This window comes from Variovorax sp. N23 (genome assembly GCF_025486315.1).
In the GTDB taxonomy this organism is placed as follows: Bacteria; Pseudomonadota; Gammaproteobacteria; order Burkholderiales; family Burkholderiaceae_C; genus Variovorax.
On the sequence record NZ_JAOOPY010000008.1, the window covers coordinates 203,119 to 222,037 of the forward strand.

The following is an 18,919-nucleotide window of genomic DNA, read 5'->3' on the forward strand; positions in this document are numbered from 1 at the left end:
CGCCGCGGCGCGCCGGTGCCCCGCCTGCGCGCATGGCGCTTGCTAGCATCGGGCATGTCCTCGCTCGATCTCACGCTGTTGTATTTGCTGGCCGCGGTGATCGGCGTGGTGAGCTGCCGTTACCTCAAGTTGCCGCCCATGCTGGGCTACCTCTCGGCCGGCGTGTTGATCGGGCCGCACGCCTTCGCGCTGGCACAGAACGACGAGAGCATCCGCCACCTGGGCGAATTCGGCGTGGTGTTCCTGATGTTCGTGATCGGGCTGGAGTTCAGCCTGCCCAAGCTGCGCGCGATGCGCCAGCACGTGTTCGGCCTCGGGCTGCTGCAGGTGGTGCTGACCATGAGCATCGCCACGGTCGGCGCCCTGCTGCTGGCGCGGCTGTTGCCGCCGGCCTGGCAACTGGGGTGGCAGACGGCGCTGGCACTGGCCGGCGCGCTCACGATGAGCAGCACGGCGATCGTGGTCAAGCTCATGTCCGAACGGCTCGAACTCGAAAGCGAGCACGGCAAGCGCGTGATGGGCGTGCTGCTGTTCCAGGACTTAGCCGTGGTGCCGCTGCTGGTGCTGATCCCCGCGCTGGGCGCTCCGCCCGAGACGCTCCTCAAGGCGCTGTCGATCGCCATGCTCAAGGCCACGTTCCTGGTCGGCGTGCTGCTCTACGGCGGGCCGCGCGTGATGCGCTGGTGGCTCACGCTGGTGGCGCGGCGGCGCAGCGAGGAACTCTTCATGCTCAACCTGTTGCTCGTCACGCTGGGCCTGGCCTGGCTCACCGAGCTGGCGGGGCTGAGCCTGGCGCTGGGCGCCTTCGTCGCCGGCATGCTGGTGTCGGAGACCGAATACAAGCACCAGGTGGAAACCGACATCCGGCCCTTCCACGACGTGCTGCTCGGCCTGTTCTTCATCACCATCGGCATGTCGCTGGACTGGCACATCGTGGTGGAGCGCTGGGCGCTGGTGGCGGTGCTGCTGGTGCTGCCGCTCGGCTTCAAGCTCGGGCTGGTCACGCTGCTGGCGCGCGGCCTGGGCGCGACCGCCGGCGTCTCGCTGCGCACCGGGCTCTACCTGGCGCAGGCCGGCGAATTCGGCTTCGTGCTGCTGACGCTGGCACAGGACCGCGGCCTGCTGCCGCCCTGGCTGGCCAACCCGGTGCTGGCGGCGATGGTGCTGTCGATGCTGGCGACGCCCTTCATCGTCATGTACAGCAACGCCATCGTGCGCAGGCTGGTCGCCAGCGACTGGATGCAGCAGTCGCTGCAGATGACGAGCATCGCGCGCAAGACCATCAACACCGCACAGCACGTGATCATCTGCGGCTACGGCCGCTGCGGCCAGAACCTGGCGCGCATCCTGGAGCGCGAAGGCATCCCGTACATGGCGCTCGACCTCGACCCCGACCGGGTGCGCCAGGCCGCGGCGGCGGGCGACTCGGTCGTGTTCGGTGACGCCGCCCGGCTGCAGGCGCTGATGGCCGCCGGCCTGGCGCGCGCCAGCGCGGTGGTCGTGACCTACCTCGACGTGCCCGGTGCGCTCAAGGTGCTGGCCAACACCCGCGCGCATGCGCCGCAGGTGCCGGTGATCGTCCGCACGCAGGACGACCTCGACCTGGAGAAGCTGCGGGCCGCCGGCGCGACCGAAGTCGTGCCCGAAGCCATCGAGGGCTCGCTGATGCTGGCCAGCCATGCGCTGGCGCTGGTGGGCGTGCCGATGCGGCGCGTGATTCGCGTGGTGCAGGACCTGCGCGACGCCCGCTACAACCTGCTGCGGGGTTACTTTCACGGGGCCGACGACCGGAGCGACGAAGTCGACCACGAACGGCTCAACAGCTTCACGCTCACGCCCGGCGCCCGTGCAGTCGGACGGGCGCTCGGCCAGATCGCGCTGCACGCCGTGGGCGTGCGCATCGTCGGGATCCGCCGGCACAGCGGCAAGGCGGCCCCGCTGGCCGACGACACGGTGCTGGACGACGGCGACACGCTGGTGCTGTCGGGCAAGCCCGATGCGCTGGCGCTGGCGATCGAGGTGCTGCAGAAAGGCTGAGCGCCACGCGTCGGCGCCTTCGCAGGACTCAGGCGGCGTTGGTCGGGTTGCGCTTTTCTTCGTCGATCCGCTGCTGGCGCCGCACGTCGTCGCAGCGGGCATGAGCGCCGAACTCGGGCCTGGCGCACTGCGCGGCCAGGCACTGCGCCATGGCAATGAAGTTGCGCCCGGCGCAGGCCTGACCCGGGTCGGCCGGTGCGGGTGCCTCGACCGGCGCCGTCGGGGGAGCGACCGGCACCGCCGGTGCCGCGGTCACAGGCGGCGGTGCAGCGGGCGGCGCCGCCGTAGACGCCACCTTGCGCGGCTTTCGCCCGGATGCGACTGCGACGGCGGGCGCAGAAGCCGTCTGCGCCGGCACGGTGGGGGCCGCCTCTTCGGCAGGCGGCGTTTCGGCCGGCAGCGCTTCGGCCGGTGTCACCGAGGCCGCGACCGGCAGCGCAGCGGGCTCCGGTGCGGAGGCGGGCATCGGCGGCGGTACCGCCGCCGGCTCTTGTGTCTGCGTTTGCACGGCCACCGGCGCCGGCTTCCGATGCAGGCCCCGATAGACATACAGGCCACCGGTGGCGACGACGATGGCCGCGGCCGCCAGCAGCACCCAGAACACGCTGCGGTCGCGCGGCGGCGGGGCGATGTCGAGACGATGCGGGCGCGAGGAGGGCTCGGCAGACGCCGTGTGCAGCGCCGACGGGCGCGACGCACGGGCCGGCTGCGAACCGGCGCGCGGTGGCGGCGAGCGGCCGTCGTCCAGCGGCGCCACCACCGTGGCCCCCCACGCATCGTCGAGCGCCTCCGCTTCCGCGGCCGACCGTGGCGGCAAGCTCACCAGCCTGCCGCCGCACCCCCTGCAGAATTTGGCCGCGTCACGGTTCTCCGTGCGGCAGGCCACGCAGATCAATGCCATCGCGCGCTCAGGTCACCGCGACGCGCTTGAGCCGGTCGACCATGCGCTTGGCGATCACGCCGCCGAGGGCGATCACGATCTCCAGCGCCAGGTTCGGCTGGCGGTTCGACATCTCGGCGAAGCGCACCGGCGTGAGCCGCCAGACCCGCGCAGCGCCGATGGCCACCACGTTGGCCGAGCGCGGCAGCCGCGAGAAGAAGGAGCCTTCGCCGACCACCGCCCCCGGGTTCAGGATGGCCAACTGCATCTGGCCCTTGCTGCCGGTCAGGTGCACGCTGAGGGTACCGCTCTCGATGAAGAACAAGGTGCGGTCCTGCGCCCCCTGGTTGATCAGCACATGCCCGGCGGGCAGCTCGAACCCCTGCATGTAGTCGCCGAGCAATTCCCATTGCTGCGCGTTCAGCGCCGGCGCAAAGGCGTCATAGCTGGTGTTGTGCGTGACTGCACGGCACAGCGCCTGGATGGCGGAAGACATGGTCCGGTCCCCTGTGTTCGGAGTGAGAACCGTAAATGTAGACAAATGTCACACGCTTGTGTCAGACGTGTACTACTTTCCTATGCAGAATCGCGAAAAAATCACACCCAGCAGGTCATCGGCACCAAATTCCCCGGTGATCTCGTTCAGCGCGTTCTGCGCCAGGCGCAGCTCTTCGGCCAGCAGGTCGAGCGCGGGGTTGCGGGCGCCGAGGTGCGCGGCGGCCAGCGACAGGTGCTGCGCCACGCGCGCCAGCGCATCGACGTGGCGCGCACGCGCCAGGTACAGGCCTTCGGGCACCGACTGCCAGCCGGCGATTTCCAGCAACCGTTGGCGCAATGCCTCGACACCCGCCCCCGTTTTCGCGGAAAGCGCCAGGCCGCCGGCCGGCACTGGCGAGGAGGTCGCGTCCTGCTTGTTCCAGACATCGAGCACCGGCACGCTCGCCGCGAGACGCGACTGCAGCGTGTGCAGGATGTCGGCATCTGCCGCCACGTACGCGGGCTCGTCGCCGCGGGTCAGGTCGTGCAGGAACAGCACCGCGTCGGCGCTGTCGATCTGGCCCCAGGCGCGGGCCACGCCGATCTGCTCGACCTCGTCGCAGCTCTCCCGCAGCCCCGCGGTGTCGGCCACATGCAGCGGCACGCCCTGGATCTGGATGGTCTGCGACACCACGTCGCGCGTGGTGCCGGCCACCGCGCTGACGATGGCCAGCTCGGCGCCGGCGAGCGCGTTGAGCAACGAGCTCTTGCCGGCATTGGGCTGCCCGGCGATCACGACCTTGATGCCCTCGCGCAGCAGCGCCCCCTGGCGCGCGCGCAGGCCCACCTCGGCGAGTTGCGCCTGCAGCCCGGCGAGCTGGCCGGCGGCATCGGCCTTCTGGAGGAAGTCGATGTCCTCCTCGGGAAAATCGAGCGTCGCCTCGACCAGCATGCGCAGGTGCACCAGCGCGTCGCGCAGCCCATGCACCTCGCGCGAGAAGGCGCCCGACAGCGAGCGGCCGGCGCTGCGGGCCGCGGCTTCGGTGCTGGCGTCGATCAGGTCGGCGATCGCCTCGGCCTGCGCCAGGTCGATCTTGCCGTTGAGGAAGGCGCGCTGGCTGAATTCGCCCGGCTCGGCCACGCGCAGGCCGCGCAGCCGCGGCTTGCCGCTGGGCGCATCGACCTCGGCCGCGGCCTCCAGGCAGCGCGCGAGCAGCAGCTGCAACACGACCGCACCGCCGTGCGCCTGCAGCTCGAGCACGTCCTCGCCGGTGAAGGAATGCGGCGCCGGGAAGTGCAGCGCCAGCCCGCGGTCGATGGCCTCGCCGCCAGCGTCGAGAAAGGGCAGGTAGGTGGCCTCGCGCGGCTTGAGTGATCGCCCGCACAGTGCGGCGATCAGCGGGCCGAGCCCGCGCCCCGACACCCGGACGATGCCGACCGCACCACGGCCCGAGGCGGTGGCGATGGCGACGATCGGATCGGTGGAGCGGGCCAGCATGGAAGACCTATTGTTTCGCAGTTGCCATGGAAAAGGGCCGCTTGCGCGGCCCTCGGAGCAGGTCGGCGTGGGGCCGGGGCCTACTTGCCCAGCACACCCAGCCGCTTGTTGATGAACCACTGCTGCGCGATCGACAGCGTGTTGTTCGTGATCCAGTACAGCACCAGACCGGCCGGGAAGAAGATGAACATCACGCTGAAGGCCAGCGGCATGATCCACATCAGCTTGGCCTGCATCGGGTCCGGCGGCGTCGGGTTGAGCCAGGTCTGGAACAGCGAGGTCGCGGTCATGATGACCGGCAGGATGAACCACGGATCGGGTGCCGAGAGGTCATGGATCCAGCCGATCCACGGCGCATGGCGCATCTCGACCGACGACAGCAGCACCCAGTAAAGCGCGATGAACACCGGGATCTGGATCACGATGGGGAAGCAGCCGCCCATCGGGTTGACCTTCTCGGTCTTGTAGATGCGCATCATCTCCTGCTGCATCTCCTGCGGCTTGTCCTTCAGCCGCGCGCGCATCTCCGTGATCTTCGGGTTGATGGCCTTCATCTTGGCCATGCTGGCGTAGGCCTTGGCGTTGAGCCAGTAGAAGGCCGCTTTGAGCAGCACGACCAGCGCGACGATCGACCAGCCCCAATTGCCCAGGAGGCCATGCAACTGGTTCAGCAGCCAGTACAGCGGCTTCGAGATGATCGTGAAGATGCCGTAGTCCTTGACCAGTTCGAGGCCAGGCGCGAGCGCCTCGAGTTTCTTCTCTTCTTCAGGGCCGGCGAACAGGCTGCTGTCGATCGTCTGCGACGCGCCCGGCGCGAGCTTCTGGAGCGGCAGCACCATCGCCACCGAGTACAGGTTGTTGCCCAGATCGGCCACACGGAATTCGCGCTTGAGGTTCTCGCTGCCAGGGACATTGAGCAGCCAGGCCGACACGAAATAGTGCTGCACCATCGCGATCCAGCCGTTGTTGGCGGGCGGCGGCAGTTCGGCCTTGTTCTTGGTGATGTCGGCGAACGCGACCTTGTGGAACTTCTTCTCGTCCGTGTAGAGCGCCGGGCCGGTGAAGGTGTTGGTGCCGAACATGGTGCCGGCGGCCACGGTGCCGTGGCGCACGAACTGCAGGTACAGCTGCGCGTCGCGCGGCTGGTCACCCACGTTGACCACCTGGTGCTTCACGCGGATGGCGTAGTCGCCGCGGGTGAACACATAGGTCTTGACGTACTTGAGGCCGCCAGCAGGTTGCGACTCGAACGCGACCTCCAGTGTGTTCTGCCCGTCTGCCAGCGTGCGCGGGCCGGCCGTCGGCGTCATCGGCGTCAGGTGGTTCGGAAAGCGGTCACCGCTGTCGACGGTGTTGAGCAGGCCGGTCTGCGCGACATAGCGTGTCGCGGCCGAGCCGTCTTCCATCAGCGTGACGTCCTTGACGACATTGGGCGCCGGCGGGTTGCCGATGAGCCGGTGGAAGGTTTCGATCAACCCGCCGTTGTTGGTCTGCTCGTCGTACTTGCGCAGCTGCAGCTCCGACAGCGTCCCGCCCTGGCCATCGATGACCGCGGAGAACACGTCGGTCGTGATCTTCACCTTCTCGCCGGCCGCTGCCGGTGCGCCCTGCGTGGGCACCGCCGCCGCGCTCGCGGTGCTGCCGGCAGCCGCCGGAAGCGCACCGTTGGCGGCATCGGGCGATGCCGCTGCGGTGCCTGCTGCCGGTTGGGCAGGTTGGGCCGTCCTCGAAGGCAGGAAGGTCGGCTTGTTGCCGTTGTAGACCTGCCACTGATCCCACAGCATCACCAGCGAGAAACCAAAGATCACCAGCAGGATGGTGCGGCGAATATCGTTCATGAAGAAGACTTCTTGTCGGAGGAGAGAAAGGCGAACAGCGATCGCGAAGCGTCGCGCTCGGCCTTCGTGGGAGGCACCGGATCGTGGCCGCCCTGGCACCAGGGCTGGCAGCGCGCGATGCGATGCAGGGTGAGATAGCTGCCCTTGGCAGCGCCATGGCGCTCGAGCGCCTCGATGGCATACACGGAACAGGTCGGCTCGAAACGGCACGACTGCCCGAGCCAGGGGCTCAGGAGCAACCGGTAGGCCTTGACCAGGCCGATCAGCGCGCGCCGGATCATGGACGCACCGCTTGGGCCCGCTGGAGCAGCTGCTGGAGCTCGGCGCGCACCGCCGCCTTGAGCTTGTCCGAGGTGGCGCTCACGAATTGCTTGCGGTCGAAACCGGCGCGCAGACGCACCACGTGCGCAGCAGGCGGCAGCGAAGCTTCGGCCAGGGCGCTCACGGTGTAGATCTGTCGCTTGATGGCATTGCGCGTGACCGCGCGGCGAGCCCAGCGTTTGGGCACCATGGCACCCACCCACACGTCGCGCGCGCTGCCGAACAGCGACTCGGCCCCGGCTGGCGCGTCGAGCGGGCAGCGGTGCAATGCGAAGTGGGCGGTGCGCGCCACGGTGGCACCAGCGAGGACGGCCTGGAACTGCGCGCGGGTCTGGAGCCGCTGCATGGAACCCACCCGCAGTGCGCCACGAGGGGCTGCGGACGGAAGCGGCGAATCCTGCAAGGGTGCCGTCGGTCGGGCCTTAGACGGCCAGGCGCTTGCGGCCCTTGGCGCGGCGAGCGTTGATGACGGCACGGCCGCCGCGGGTCTTCATGCGGACCAGGAAGCCGTGGGTACGGGCGCGGCGGACTTTGGAGGCTTGGTAAGTGCGTTTCATGATGCTTTTCCTAGGAACCCGCCGTTGATCGATTGCACCGGCGAGGGTTGACGCCCCGAAACACACAAAGAGGTTTTCAGGGAAACCCGCGATTATCACAAACAATTGCCAAAGCGACAAATCCGGCCCTGCGCAGGGGCATGCGGCGCGGGACACATCGGTCCTCGACGCGGGTGTGGATAAGGTTTTGACAAGTTAGAATGCCCGTCGCCCTGACAAGGCAGCTATCCACAACACGACAACCAGAAAAATGACAGAGGGCACCCCCTTCCAAACCGCCCATGCCGAACGACGGCGCGGGTGACAGCCTCTGGCAGGCCTGCGTCGACCAACTCGCGCAGGAGCTGTCCGAGCAACAGTTCAACACCTGGATCAAGCCGCTGACCGCACAGGTCACGGACGACCTGTCGCGCATGACCGTGTTCGTTGCGAACCGCTTCAAGCTCGACTGGATCCGGGCTCAGTACGCCAGCAAGATCGCGGCCATGGCCGAGAAGATCTACGGCCAGTCGGTGCATGTCGAGTTAGCGCTTGCTCCGCGGGAAGCGCCCGTGCGCAGTGCCCCCATGGCGGTCATGGCCGAGACGGACGTGCCGCGCGACGTGGCTGGCCTGGGCGAGGACACGGCCTCGGCCACCTTCAAGAACCGCCTGAACTCCGGCCTCACCTTCGACACCCTGGTCGAGGGTACGGCCAACCGCATGGCGCGCGCGGCGGCCATGCACGTGTCGGGCATGCCGGGGCATCTGTACAACCCGTTGTTCATCTACGGCGGCGTCGGCCTGGGCAAGACCCACCTGATGCACGCGGTGGGCAATCGCCTGCTCGCCGACCGGCCCGATTCCAAAGTTCTCTACATCCACGCCGAACAGTTCGTGTCGGATGTGGTCAAGGCCTACCAGCGCAAGACTTTCGACGAGTTCAAGGAGCGTTACCACTCGCTCGACCTGCTGCTGATCGACGACGTGCAGTTCTTCGCCAACAAGGACCGCACGCAGGAAGAATTCTTCAACGCGTTCGAGGCCCTGCTCGCCAAGAAGTCGCACATCGTGATGACCAGCGACACCTACCCCAAGGGCCTGGCCGACATCCACGAGCGGCTGGTGTCGCGCTTCGACTCGGGCCTCACGGTCGCCATCGAGCCGCCCGAGCTCGAGATGCGCGTGGCCATCCTGATCAACAAGGCGCGCGCCGAGTCGGCCGAGATGCCGGAAGAGGTGGCCTTCTTCGTCGCGAAGAACGTGCGCTCGAACGTGCGCGAACTTGAAGGCGCGCTGCGCAAGATCCTCGCGTACTCGCGCTTCAACCAGAAGGAGATCTCGATCGCCCTGGCACGCGAGGCGCTGCGCGACCTGTTGTCGATCCAGAACCGGCAGATCTCGGTGGAAAACATCCAGAAGACGGTGGCCGACTACTACAAGATCAAGGTCGCCGACATGTACAGCAAGAAGCGCCCGGCCAGCATCGCGCGGCCGCGGCAGATCGCGATGTACCTGGCCAAGGAGCTGACCCAGAAGAGCCTGCCGGAAATCGGCGAACTCTTCGGTGGCCGCGACCACACGACGGTGTTGCACGCGGTGCGCAAGATCTCGGGCGAGCGCCAGCAGCTCACCGAGCTCAACCAGCAGCTCCATGTGCTCGAGCAGACCCTCAAGGGCTAGTCACCGGCACCCGCTAATCTCGGCACTGCACGAGTCAACGAATCGAACGAAACGAGGAAGAGGTAAGAGATGATCGTCCTGAAGGCAACACAAGACAAAGTTCTCGCCGCGCTGCAGTCGGTGGCGGGCATCGTGGAGCGGCGGCACACGCTGCCGATCCTGGCCAACGTGCTGATCCGCAAGACCGGCGGGCAGCTGCAGCTCACGACCAGCGACCTGGAAATCCAGATCCGCACGACGGCCGAACTGGGCGGCGACGAAGGCAACTTCACCACGACCATTGGCGCGCGCAAGCTGATCGACATCCTGCGCACCATGCCGACCGACCAGACGGTGAGCCTCGAATCGAGCGCGAGCAAGCTGGTGCTCAAGGGCGGCAAGAGCCGCTTCACGCTGCAGTCGCTGCCGGCGGAGGACTTCCCGCTGGTGCAGGAAGCCGCGAACTTCGGCCCGGTCTTCAGCGTACCGCAGAAGACGCTCAAGGACCTGCTGCAGCAGGTGTCGTTCGCGATGGCCGTGCACGACATCCGCTACTACCTCAACGGCATCCTGTTCGTGGCCGAGGGCAAGCAGCTGAGCCTGGTGGCCACCGACGGCCACCGCCTGGCCTTCGCTTCCGCCACGCTCGAGGTCGAGGTGCCGCGCCAGGAAGTGATCCTGCCGCGCAAGACCGTGATCGAGATGCAGCGCCTGCTGTCCGACGCCGACGGCGCCATCGAGATGCAGTTCGCCAACAACCAGGCGAAGTTCAGCTTCGGCGGCATGGAGTTCGTCACCAAGCTGGTCGAGGGCAAGTTCCCCGACTACAACCGCGTGATCCCGAAGGCCCACAAGAACAGCGTCACGCTGGGCCGCGCCACGCTGCTGGCCAGCCTGCAGCGCACCGCCATCCTGACCAGCGACAAGTTCAAGGGCGTGCGCCTGAACCTGGAGCCGGGCACCCTGCGCATCGCGTCGAACAACGCCGAACAGGAAGAAGCCCAGGACGAACTCGACATCGACTACGGCGGCGACGCCATCGAGATCGGCTTCAACGTGACCTACCTGATCGACGCGCTGTCGAACATGAGCCAGGACATGGTCCAGCTCGACCTGGCCGACTCCAACAGCTCCGCGCTGCTGACGATTCCCGAGAACGCGAACTTCAAGTACGTCGTGATGCCAATGCGCATTTGATGCGTTCCCGTCGACTGCCTTAGCCCCCCACAACCCGCGGCCCCGCGGGTTGGGTCTTTCAAGAGACCCCAGAACCCGTTTCCCCAGAGAGGATGTGTCCCCAATGAGCGAAGAAAACAAGCCGGAAGCACCGCACACCGAGCCGGTCTACACGCCTGAAATCGAGAACGCGATCCCGATCGAGATCACGCCCCCCGACACCTCGTACGGCGAAGGCTCGATCACGATCCTCGAAGGCCTGGAAGCCGTGCGCAAGCGCCCCGGCATGTACATCGGCGACACCTCCGACGGCACCGGCCTGCACCACCTGGTGTTCGAGGTGGTCGACAACTCGATCGACGAGGCGCTGGCCGGCTACTGCGACGACATCGTCGTCACCATCCACACCGACAACTCGATCTCCGTCACCGACAACGGCCGCGGCATCCCGACCGGCGTGAAGATGGACGACAAGCACGAGCCCAAGCGCTCGGCCGCGGAGATCGCGCTGACCGAGCTGCATGCCGGCGGCAAGTTCAACCAGAACAGCTACAAGGTCTCGGGCGGCCTGCACGGCGTGGGCGTCTCGTGCGTGAACGCACTGAGCGTGATGCTGCGCCTGGTGGTGCGCCGCGAAGGCAAGATCCACGAGCTCGAGTTCAGCCGCGGCTTCGTGCAGAACCGCCTTCTCGAGACGGTCAACGGCGTCGAAGTCTCGCCGATGAAGATCGTCGGCGACACCGACAAGCGCGGCACCGAAGTGCACTTCCTGCCCGACACCACGATCTTCATCGAGAACTCGGACTTCCATTACGAGATCCTCTCCAAGCGCCTGCGCGAGCTGAGCTTCCTGAACAACGGCGTGCGCATCCGCCTGAAGGACGAACGCAGTGGCAAGGAAGACGACTTCTCCGGTGCCGGCGGCGTCAAGGGCTTCGTCGAGTTCATCAACAAGGGCAAGACCGTCCTGCACCCCAACGTGTTCTATGCGGAGGGCAAGCGCCCCGCCGAAACCTATGGCGGCATCCCGGGCACGGAGATCGGCGTGGAAGTCGCGATGCAGTGGAACAGCGGCTACAACGAGCAGGTGCTGTGCTTCACCAACAACATCCCGCAGCGTGACGGCGGCACCCACCTGACCGGCCTGCGCGCCGCGATGACCCGCGTCATCAACAAGTACATCGAAGAGAACGAGTTCGCCAAGAAGGCGAAGGTCGAGGTCACTGGCGACGACATGCGCGAAGGCCTGTGCTGCGTGCTGAGCGTGAAGGTGCCCGAGCCCAAGTTCTCCAGCCAGACCAAGGACAAGCTGGTGTCCAGCGAAGTGCGCGCGCCGGTGGAAGACATCGTCGGCAAGCTCCTGACCGACTACCTGCAGGAGCGCCCGGCCGACGCCAAGATCATCTGCGGCAAGATCGTCGAAGCCGCTCGTGCCCGCGAAGCCGCCCGCAAGGCCCGCGAGATGACGCGCCGCAAGGGCGTGCTCGACGGCATGGGCCTGCCCGGCAAGCTGGCCGACTGCCAGGAGAAGGACCCGGCGCTGTGCGAGGTCTACCTGGTGGAGGGCGACTCCGCCGGCGGCTCCGCCAAGCAAGGCCGCGACCGGAAGTTCCAGGCCATCCTGCCGCTGCGCGGCAAGATCCTGAACGTCGAGAAGGCACGCTATGAAAAGCTGCTGACCAGCAACGAAATCCTGGTGATGATCACCGCCCTGGGCACCGGCATCGGCCGCGCCGGCGCCACGACGAACGGCGGGGGCGCCGACGACTTCAACGTCGCCAAGCTGCGCTACCACCGCATCATCATCATGACCGACGCCGACGTCGACGGCGCCCACATCCGCACGCTGCTGCTGACCTTCTTCTACCGGCAGATGCCGGAGCTGGTCGAACGCGGCCACATCTACATCGCGCAGCCGCCGCTCTACAAGGTGAAGGTCGGCAAGGAAGAGCAATACCTCAAGGACGGCCCGGCGCTCGACGCCTTCCTGCTGAAGGTGGCGCTGCAAAACGCGAGCATCGAGACCGGCGGCCCGAACCCGACCACACTCGCTGGCGACACGCTGGCCGAGCTGGCGCGCAAGCACCAGCTGGCGCAGGCCGTGATCGCGCGCCTGGGCGTGTTCATGGACGCGGCCGCGCTGCGCGCCATCGCCGACGGCGTGTCGCTCGACCTCGACACCACGGCCGGCGCCGAAGCCTCGGCCGTCGCGCTGCAGGCCAAGCTGCGCGAACTCAACGAGACCGGCGTACCGGCCGAAGTCGCGAGCGAGTTCGACGCGCGCACCGACAAGCCGGTGCTGCGCATCAGCCGCCGCCACCACGGCAACATCAAGAGCAGCGTGATCACGCAGGACTTCGTCCACGGCGCCGACTACGCCGCACTCGCCACCGCGGCCAACACCTTCCGCGACCTGCTGAGCGAAGGCGCGGTCGTCAAGCGCGGCGAAGGCGAGCGTGCGAAGGAAGAGAAGGTCTCCGACTTCCGCGTCGCGATGAAGTGGCTGATCGGCGAAGCCGAACGCACCACCTCACGCCAGCGCTACAAGGGCCTGGGCGAGATGAACCCCGAGCAGCTCTGGGAAACCACGATGGACCCGACCGTGCGCCGCCTGCTGCGCGTGCAGATCGACGACGCGATCGAAGCCGACCGCGTGTTCACGATGCTGATGGGCGACGAGGTGGAACCGCGCCGTGAATTCATCGAGCAGAACGCGCTGCGGGCGGCGAATATCGACGTTTGATGGTGTAGTGTAGACCGACGCATTAGCTGAGAATTTGCGCCGCATCAGTGAGAAATCCCCATAAGTGAGAACGCGCGTCTTCGGAGAAGGCGAGTTCATACTCGACCACCGCCGTGGCAAGCCATTGATTTCCAACGACTTTTTTGCCAACACTGCTGAGGCGGCTACCCTGCTGGTGCACCACCTGCGGACGTCGAGGCTCACTAGCTTCCCAGCCGAACCTTGCTTGGTTGACAGCGCCAGCTTTGGCGCGCCAAGGACTTCTGGGCGCCGGAAGCCGTGCGTTGCATGCGAGGCCTCCAGAATGCGAAATCACGTTGGCCGTGCGTAATTAGACTTCCCGTACGTAATCCGCCGTAGTCCGACGAACCGCTGGCGCACAAGCCGCGAGCAAAGGTCCTCGACCCGCGGTCACGATGGCCATCCCTCTTGCGAGCAATCAGAATGTCGGCATGAACTACGACGACGCCGATGAGGGTGATGACCAGGCCGAGGTGAACCTCCGCTTGTTTCCACCTCTTCTCCTGCTGTCGGCAACCACATCTTGCTGGCACTGCAAAGCCGCATTCACAGCGGTGGCGCTCGGCGCTCACGCGATTGAGGACGACGGGGAGGCGATGGGCGAGGTCACGGAGACCGATGACATGTTCATCATCCGCGAACTTGATGTCATGCCGGAGGCCCTGTTGGCAGAGCTGACTGCCCGAAATCCGTCGTACCGACTACAGCACAGCAATACCGTCGGCGGCTCGTACTACGCGAACACCTGCCCCGAATGCGACCGCCTGACGGGAGACTTTTTCTTGCACGCCCAGCCAGGCGGGGCATTTTTCCCCACTTCGACGGCCGAGGCTGCTGCCATCAAGGTCGAGCGTTTGAGGTTTTCAGAGCCCGTAATCGTCGGCGGCTCGTGGGGCTACGGCACCGGGGATTTCATCCTTGCACACGCTGCCGTCGTCGACGCGCCTTAGCGCCACGCCCTTGAAACTGATACCGCGGAGAGCCTCTCTGCAGGGCTGTCAGCCTAGAAATCCAGATTTTTGAGCTCCTCTGCTGTCAGGTCACGCACACGCTGAGTGGCCTCCCGCGCCCTAAGTACAACTAACGCCGGGTCCGCCTCTGTCAGCAGACTGACAAGCGTGGCGCCGGGGGCGATTGCCTGGAGGTATCGCAGTATCTGCCCGAATGCCACCCCCGGGTCGCCCTGTTCGAGGCGATACGCAGTATTGCGCGACAGCCCGGCCCGCACAGCTGCGTCCGACTGTTTCATCTTGCGAGCATGTCGAAGCCTTGCGAGCAGTTCTCCAATTTGCGTGCATTGCTCCGCTAGGGGCGCGCTCAAAGCGTCAGATTGCTTGACCTTCATGTTCGTGATTTCAATCTTTAAGGTCATTGTGCTCGATTTAACGAGCATTACAAGCCTCCATGGCCGTTGCAAAGAGTGCAGCAACTTGGGACCATTTCGCTCAAAATAACGCCATGGTCAAGCGCACTGCCACCAAAACGCCGTTGTTGTCGACAGGAAGCGCTGAGGAGTTCGCTCGGGCGCACGCCCGACTGGAAGCGCTGGTCGAGCCTGGAGCACGAGACCCACGAACCTTGTTCTTGATAGCACCGGACCTAGTGCGCGCTTGCAAAGTCACATTCCCGCCACATGCGTTCGGCAAACCCGAGGACTGGTAACCAGGCTGCGGCTGCCCGCCTCCAGTCTGCGCCTTCCGAAACTCATGCGATGGCCATTAGAAAGCGCTCTTCCTCTCCGAGTACCCTCCGGCGGCCGGTGTGCTTTTTGGACATCGATGATGTCCTGTGCCTGAACGCACCGTACGGCGGCTACGACGCGGCCGCTGCGCTAGCAGCAGAACGACCCACGAAACGCAGCGCTGCGGTCGCCACATCGGCCAACATTTGGGACAGCCTCTTCGAGGCTGCAGCATGTGGGCACCTGCGACGAATCAACGATGAGTTTTGCCCTCTCTACGTGCTGACAACGTCCTGGTGGCAGGCCCTGGGCGAAAAAAGGCTCCGCGAGGCTCTCGCCCGAGGCGGGCTTCAGTGGGTTGTCGACAGTCTCCACCCCGACGCTGCGACACCGAAAATCCGGGGTCGAACCAATCGCCGTGCCGAAATCCAAGCCTGGCTCGCGGCCCATCCCGAATTTGCAAACAGGTTCGTCGTCATCGACGATGAACTCTCAGGTACTGGTCTTGACCTCGAACTGCAGAGCGAGCACGGGCCATTCATCGTCCTGTGCAAAGAGTCCCGCGGGCTGAGAGAAGCGGAGTACCTCCGGCTCCGCGCGGCTTGCTTGCTACGCATGGAAGCGGGGGTCGCGTGAGGAGCGCTCGCGAACAACTGTTAGAGCACCTCACGTCGACTCAGACTGCCAACTGCCGATTCTTGCGGTCAGCAACTATCTCGTCTAGCGACTTCGCACGGCGGCTTACCACGTCCATCTAATTGAGCGTGACGACTGTTGGGAATTCATGAGCGCTCAGAAAAGCTCAAGTTTCATTTTGAGCCCTGCCTGTCCAACAGCAAATCCGACTGAGAGGCCCAAACATCCATCTCGGCCGCGAGCTGATACCAGTATTCATTCAGCGCAGCCAAGTTCTCCGTTGTTACCCATGGTTGGTCAAGCCCTGCAAGTACATCAAACTGTGGGGTCGCCACGACTGAGCCCATCACGGTATCAAAGAAGAATGAGCCAGCGATAAAGTTTGCCAGTTTGACCAGTTGTTGCAGTGCCTGGTCGACTTCATCGTAGGTCGCAGTAGGCGCCGGCGCCGCCGAGGCGGCGAACCTCTCTGCATGGGCAAATCTTTTGTCTGCCATGGTGCAGACCTTCTTGATTGCTGGATGGCGTAGCGCCTCCTTCAGCTCTTCGACAACCTTCATTGGAAGCTTGTCCGTTCGCCTTCGGCGCACCGTCTTGCCGTGCAGCTTGTCGAAGCCGTCGTGCACAAGCTCTGACATGGCCCATCCTCCGGGACCACTGTTCGGAAGGTATCGAGCTGAGGTGCGCTCGGAGGGGGATAGGTTCTCGTAATACCGAGCCTTTGCGGCCTCTGTGTCGAACGGCAATCCATCGTGACAAACGAAGAACTCACGCGTGAGGAGCTCGGGTCTCTTCTCGACCCTGACCAGGACATTCCAGAGGGAATCAGCCCGGGAGTCGGTATCGACCAAGCGGCGAATCCCTAGTGCCATCAGGTGAGCGTACCCAGCCGTGACCAACTCCCACATGGCCCCGCTCACTGGGCGACTGGGTTCGAGACGGCGCGCTTCGTTCATCGTTCGGAAGACCGCCGTGTGCCACGTGAGGTCATGGATTTGATTCATCACCGACGTGTCTGAGTCACCGCGGAGTGACTCTAGGCATTCGGTGCGAAAGCGCCGGTATTCCTCCAGCGCGCGATGCCGGACAGAGGGCACATCACAGGAGGGCACGGGATACTCGTACGTGGGGACTGTCATGCCGTATTGCCTCCATCACCGAGCACTGCAATACCAAGGCTCACGAAGAAGAGCTACTCACGGCCGACCGGAATATCAGCCGCAAGTATGTTTTGAAGGTTCTCTTTACACACTTGAGTTCGGATGATGAATTGCTTCGAATACTCCCTCATTTGCGCGCCGCTAAGAAGGCCGTTGCAAAGAATGCAATTCGCGTGCATGGATTCCTGCAAAGAGTTGAGCAAGATGCCCTTCACCTGCCATTCCGCGTTCAAACCCTGGCAGGTGAATTGCGCGACATCTGGTTGGTCCACGCCATCGATGTCGCAACCAGTCTGGTAGTGGGATGGGCGCTCTCGGTCGGGCCCCCAACGACTGCAGTTAGTCTCGCCTGCGTTGAGAGCATTTTGTACTCAAAGAAAGCGCGACTTTCCGCCATGGACGTGCACTTTGATGCTGACCCTTACGGCGCGCCGACTTGCCTCGTTTTTGACAACGGCTCGGAGGCCAAGAACGAACGTATCTCAAGCCTGACCAGCCTCGGGATTGAAGTCAGTTATTGCAAGTCTCACCATCCGCATCACAAGCCATTCATAGAGCGGCTGAATCGCGCCCTCAAAGAGGCGCTCGAGACACTGCCAGGTTGCACACGCATGGACGGGAAGGATGGACGTCGCGACCCCACCGCACTGGGTGACCGACTGATGTCGATGGAAGAACTCGAGCGCTGGATTGCTCGCTTTTACTACGAGGATTGGGCGAACAGGCCGCTGGACCGGCTGGTTCGGGCCGACTTCGCCGAGGCAAGTGACCTGGGCGCCACGCCCCTTGCTCGCTTTCTGCGAATGGAGCGGGATGGTGCCGCCATGCCCATGCCGCCCAATCTGGACGATTGGCGCAGGGTGAAGTTCACTTCAGAGAAGCGGACCCTCGCACGCACTACCGGCATCACGGTGGAGTCCTTCCACTTCCGCGGCCAAAACCTCGACAGGCTTATCAATCGATTCGGGGAGACAGAGGTCGAAGTGTTCGTGGACCCGGATGACTTTCGGACGGTATATGTAGTCAACGGCGAGGAGTTGGTTCCCCTCGTCAACGCTGACGTGGACGAGGGGACCCCCGTTCTATCCTTCTCTGCGGCCAAAGCTAAGGAGAAGGCAGCCAAGGAGGTTGCTAAGGCGGCAGGTTCTGTTATCCGAGAGAGGTTTCGCAAAGACATCTTTGCAGCCAGCTTGGAAGCCCCTCTCCGGGCGGCTAAGCGCAATAGCACCTCTGCGTCGAAAAGCGTTCGCAATGAAACGAAGCATTTGCAGGCTGTCGAGCAGGCGCGCCAACGGCCATTGGCGGCAGAGGCCGTGGCTGATGAAGCGTCTGTCACGAGTGACTTTTCGCTCGAACAGTTCGACGCACTTCCCATCATTGACCGCAGGACTGGCGAGGCACTATGACAAGGAACGTCATGTTCGGCGTGCGCCGAGTCATTGAGAGCTGCGAGATTCCACACGCAGAGTTCGCCAATCACTATCAGGCTCTTAAACGCCGAATCGATGACGCTTTGGCGGGTCACCCTGCGGCATCCGAGTGGGTCATCGGGCCCTCGCGTGTAGGCAAGAGCATGCTCATCAACAATCTGGCCAGAGACTATCCAGAGCTTAAAGTTGACGGCGTTCGGCGTATTCCGGTACTCGTGGTACCAATCCCTAGCCCAGTTTCCCCAAAGGAAATGCCTAAAAGCGTACTGGCAGCCCTGGGCATGCCAACCGTACGCGGCAACAGCGGTGACCTTTTCGCGAAGATGGAAAAGCTTCTCAGATTGGCTGGCACTAAGGTCATCCTATTTGAGGAAGCTAGTCACATCGTCGAGGTGGGGGCCAAGATGCCTCCGCGCGCGGCGGGCGATTGGTTCAAGCAACTTATAGACCGTGTAGGCCTGACCGTCATCTTGTTTGGCGTACCGCACCTGGAGAAGCTGTACCAAAGCAACGAGCAACTGCGCAAGCGTTCACAGGCCCGCCGCGAGTTCCGACCTTACGACTGCATGGACCCGGCGCAGTACAAGTCTTTTGGCGCGTGCGTCAAGACTTATGCGGACGAGTTCGAGAAGGCTGGGTTGCAGTTTGGCTTGCCAATTCCTCAGCTGGTCAAGCACTGCTATCTGCTCTCCGGAGGGCTTGTGGGTGTGGTTAGCGCCTTTATGAATCGACTTGCCTACGACCTAGCAGGCTGCTGAAATACTCCCCCTGCGGACGAGCCCGTTCCTTCGCCGAGGGCTGCTTTTCACATGGCGAGCTGCGGG

General features: G+C 64.6%; 17 protein-coding genes. 8 read left to right on the forward strand and 9 right to left on the reverse strand.

Features of this window, described 5'->3' with window-relative positions:
* Positions 1–54: 54 nt before the first annotated feature.
* Positions 55–2,037 carry a monovalent cation:proton antiporter family protein gene (locus tag N8A90_RS14790; RefSeq protein ID WP_262075685.1) on the forward strand — a complete coding sequence of 661 codons (1,983 nt, stop codon included), beginning with the start codon at positions 55–57 and terminating at the stop codon, positions 2,035–2,037.
* A gap of 28 nt (positions 2,038–2,065) precedes the next feature.
* Here N8A90_RS14790 and N8A90_RS14795 read toward each other — a convergent pair whose 3' ends face one another.
* From N8A90_RS14795 to rpmH, 7 genes are all read right to left on the reverse strand, one after another.
* On the reverse strand, positions 2,066–2,854 hold the full coding sequence (locus N8A90_RS14795; protein WP_262075686.1) for a hypothetical protein: 789 nt from the start codon (positions 2,852–2,854) through the stop codon (positions 2,066–2,068).
* A gap of 91 nt (positions 2,855–2,945) precedes the next feature.
* The gene (locus tag N8A90_RS14800) at positions 2,946–3,413 is read right to left on the reverse strand and encodes a Crp/Fnr family transcriptional regulator (protein WP_262075687.1); all 468 of its coding nucleotides are present in this window, start codon (positions 3,411–3,413) and stop codon (positions 2,946–2,948) included.
* 72 nt (positions 3,414–3,485) lie between these two features.
* The gene (gene mnmE, locus N8A90_RS14805) at positions 3,486–4,892 is read right to left on the reverse strand and encodes a tRNA uridine-5-carboxymethylaminomethyl(34) synthesis GTPase MnmE (RefSeq protein ID WP_262075688.1); all 1,407 of its coding nucleotides are present in this window, start codon (positions 4,890–4,892) and stop codon (positions 3,486–3,488) included.
* A gap of 80 nt (positions 4,893–4,972) precedes the next feature.
* Positions 4,973–6,730 carry a membrane protein insertase YidC gene (gene yidC / locus N8A90_RS14810; RefSeq protein WP_262075689.1) on the reverse strand — a complete coding sequence of 586 codons (1,758 nt, stop codon included), beginning with the start codon at positions 6,728–6,730 and terminating at the stop codon, positions 4,973–4,975.
* Entirely contained in the window at positions 6,727–7,011 is a 285-nt protein-coding gene (gene yidD / locus N8A90_RS14815) for a membrane protein insertion efficiency factor YidD (protein WP_262075690.1), read from the reverse strand. Before yidD ends, yidC begins: the two co-directional genes overlap by 4 nt.
* Positions 7,008–7,397, reverse strand: coding sequence for a ribonuclease P protein component (locus N8A90_RS14820; RefSeq protein WP_262075691.1), 390 nt, complete (start codon positions 7,395–7,397; stop codon positions 7,008–7,010). Before N8A90_RS14820 ends, yidD begins: the two co-directional genes overlap by 4 nt.
* 76 nt (positions 7,398–7,473) lie before the next feature.
* Complete coding sequence (gene rpmH / locus N8A90_RS14825) at positions 7,474–7,608, reverse strand: 50S ribosomal protein L34 (RefSeq protein WP_007834827.1); 135 nt, start codon at positions 7,606–7,608, stop codon at positions 7,474–7,476.
* 281 nt (positions 7,609–7,889) lie between these two features.
* Here rpmH and dnaA point away from each other — a divergent pair, with 281 nt between their 5' ends.
* From dnaA to N8A90_RS14845, 4 genes are all read left to right on the forward strand, one after another.
* Positions 7,890–9,269: a chromosomal replication initiator protein DnaA gene (gene dnaA, locus N8A90_RS14830; protein WP_262075692.1), complete on the forward strand. Its 1,380-nt coding sequence runs from the start codon at positions 7,890–7,892 to the stop codon at positions 9,267–9,269.
* A gap of 69 nt (positions 9,270–9,338) precedes the next feature.
* Positions 9,339–10,445, forward strand: coding sequence for a DNA polymerase III subunit beta (dnaN, locus tag N8A90_RS14835; protein ID WP_262075693.1), 1,107 nt, complete (start codon positions 9,339–9,341; stop codon positions 10,443–10,445).
* Positions 10,446–10,548: 103 nt separating this feature from the next.
* Complete coding sequence (gyrB, locus tag N8A90_RS14840; RefSeq protein ID WP_262075694.1) at positions 10,549–13,167, forward strand: DNA topoisomerase (ATP-hydrolyzing) subunit B; 2,619 nt, start codon at positions 10,549–10,551, stop codon at positions 13,165–13,167.
* Positions 13,168–13,619: 452 nt separating this feature from the next.
* Positions 13,620–14,138: a hypothetical protein gene (locus tag N8A90_RS14845; RefSeq protein WP_262075695.1), complete on the forward strand. Its 519-nt coding sequence runs from the start codon at positions 13,620–13,622 to the stop codon at positions 14,136–14,138.
* 53 nt (positions 14,139–14,191) lie between these two features.
* Here N8A90_RS14845 and N8A90_RS14850 read toward each other — a convergent pair whose 3' ends face one another.
* Entirely contained in the window at positions 14,192–14,581 is a 390-nt protein-coding gene (locus N8A90_RS14850; protein ID WP_262075696.1) for a helix-turn-helix domain-containing protein, read from the reverse strand.
* Positions 14,582–14,956: 375 nt separating this feature from the next.
* Here N8A90_RS14850 and N8A90_RS14855 point away from each other — a divergent pair, with 375 nt between their 5' ends.
* Positions 14,957–15,505 carry an HAD domain-containing protein gene (locus tag N8A90_RS14855; protein ID WP_262075697.1) on the forward strand — a complete coding sequence of 183 codons (549 nt, stop codon included), beginning with the start codon at positions 14,957–14,959 and terminating at the stop codon, positions 15,503–15,505.
* 173 nt (positions 15,506–15,678) lie between these two features.
* On the opposite strand, the gene N8A90_RS14860 is transcribed toward N8A90_RS14855, so the two are convergent.
* Positions 15,679–16,356, reverse strand: coding sequence for a hypothetical protein (locus N8A90_RS14860; RefSeq protein WP_262075698.1), 678 nt, complete (start codon positions 16,354–16,356; stop codon positions 15,679–15,681).
* 440 nt (positions 16,357–16,796) lie between these two features.
* Here N8A90_RS14860 and N8A90_RS14865 point away from each other — a divergent pair, with 440 nt between their 5' ends.
* Positions 16,797–18,071 carry an integrase catalytic domain-containing protein gene (locus N8A90_RS14865; protein ID WP_262075699.1) on the forward strand — a complete coding sequence of 425 codons (1,275 nt, stop codon included), beginning with the start codon at positions 16,797–16,799 and terminating at the stop codon, positions 18,069–18,071.
* An 11-nt stretch (positions 18,072–18,082) separates the two neighbouring features.
* Positions 18,083–18,853, forward strand: a complete 771-nt coding sequence (locus tag N8A90_RS14870; RefSeq protein WP_262075700.1) for an ATP-binding protein — start codon at positions 18,083–18,085, stop codon at positions 18,851–18,853.
* The last annotated feature ends 66 nt before the right edge of the window (positions 18,854–18,919 follow it).

Bases quoted from the DNA above. Each gene is read 5' to 3' on its own strand.
- dnaN (WP_262075693.1), top strand. From the start codon at position 9,339: ATGATCGTCCTGAAGGCAACACAAGACAAAGTTCTCGCCGCGCTGCAG.
- yidD (WP_262075690.1), bottom strand. From the start codon at position 7,011: ATGATCCGGCGCGCGCTGATCGGCCTGGTCAAGGCCTACCGGTTGCTC.
- dnaA (WP_262075692.1), top strand. From the start codon at position 7,890: ATGCCGAACGACGGCGCGGGTGACAGCCTCTGGCAGGCCTGCGTCGAC.
- N8A90_RS14800 (WP_262075687.1), bottom strand. From the start codon at position 3,413: ATGTCTTCCGCCATCCAGGCGCTGTGCCGTGCAGTCACGCACAACACC.
- gyrB (WP_262075694.1), top strand. From the start codon at position 10,549: ATGAGCGAAGAAAACAAGCCGGAAGCACCGCACACCGAGCCGGTCTAC.
- N8A90_RS14790 (WP_262075685.1), top strand. From the start codon at position 55: ATGTCCTCGCTCGATCTCACGCTGTTGTATTTGCTGGCCGCGGTGATC.
- N8A90_RS14850 (WP_262075696.1), bottom strand. From the start codon at position 14,581: ATGCTCGTTAAATCGAGCACAATGACCTTAAAGATTGAAATCACGAAC.
- yidC (WP_262075689.1), bottom strand. From the start codon at position 6,730: ATGAACGATATTCGCCGCACCATCCTGCTGGTGATCTTTGGTTTCTCG.
- N8A90_RS14820 (WP_262075691.1), bottom strand. From the start codon at position 7,397: ATGCAGCGGCTCCAGACCCGCGCGCAGTTCCAGGCCGTCCTCGCTGGT.
- rpmH (WP_007834827.1), bottom strand. From the start codon at position 7,608: ATGAAACGCACTTACCAAGCCTCCAAAGTCCGCCGCGCCCGTACCCAC.
- mnmE (WP_262075688.1), bottom strand. From the start codon at position 4,892: ATGCTGGCCCGCTCCACCGATCCGATCGTCGCCATCGCCACCGCCTCG.
- N8A90_RS14845 (WP_262075695.1), top strand. From the start codon at position 13,620: ATGAACTACGACGACGCCGATGAGGGTGATGACCAGGCCGAGGTGAAC.
- N8A90_RS14870 (WP_262075700.1), top strand. From the start codon at position 18,083: ATGTTCGGCGTGCGCCGAGTCATTGAGAGCTGCGAGATTCCACACGCA.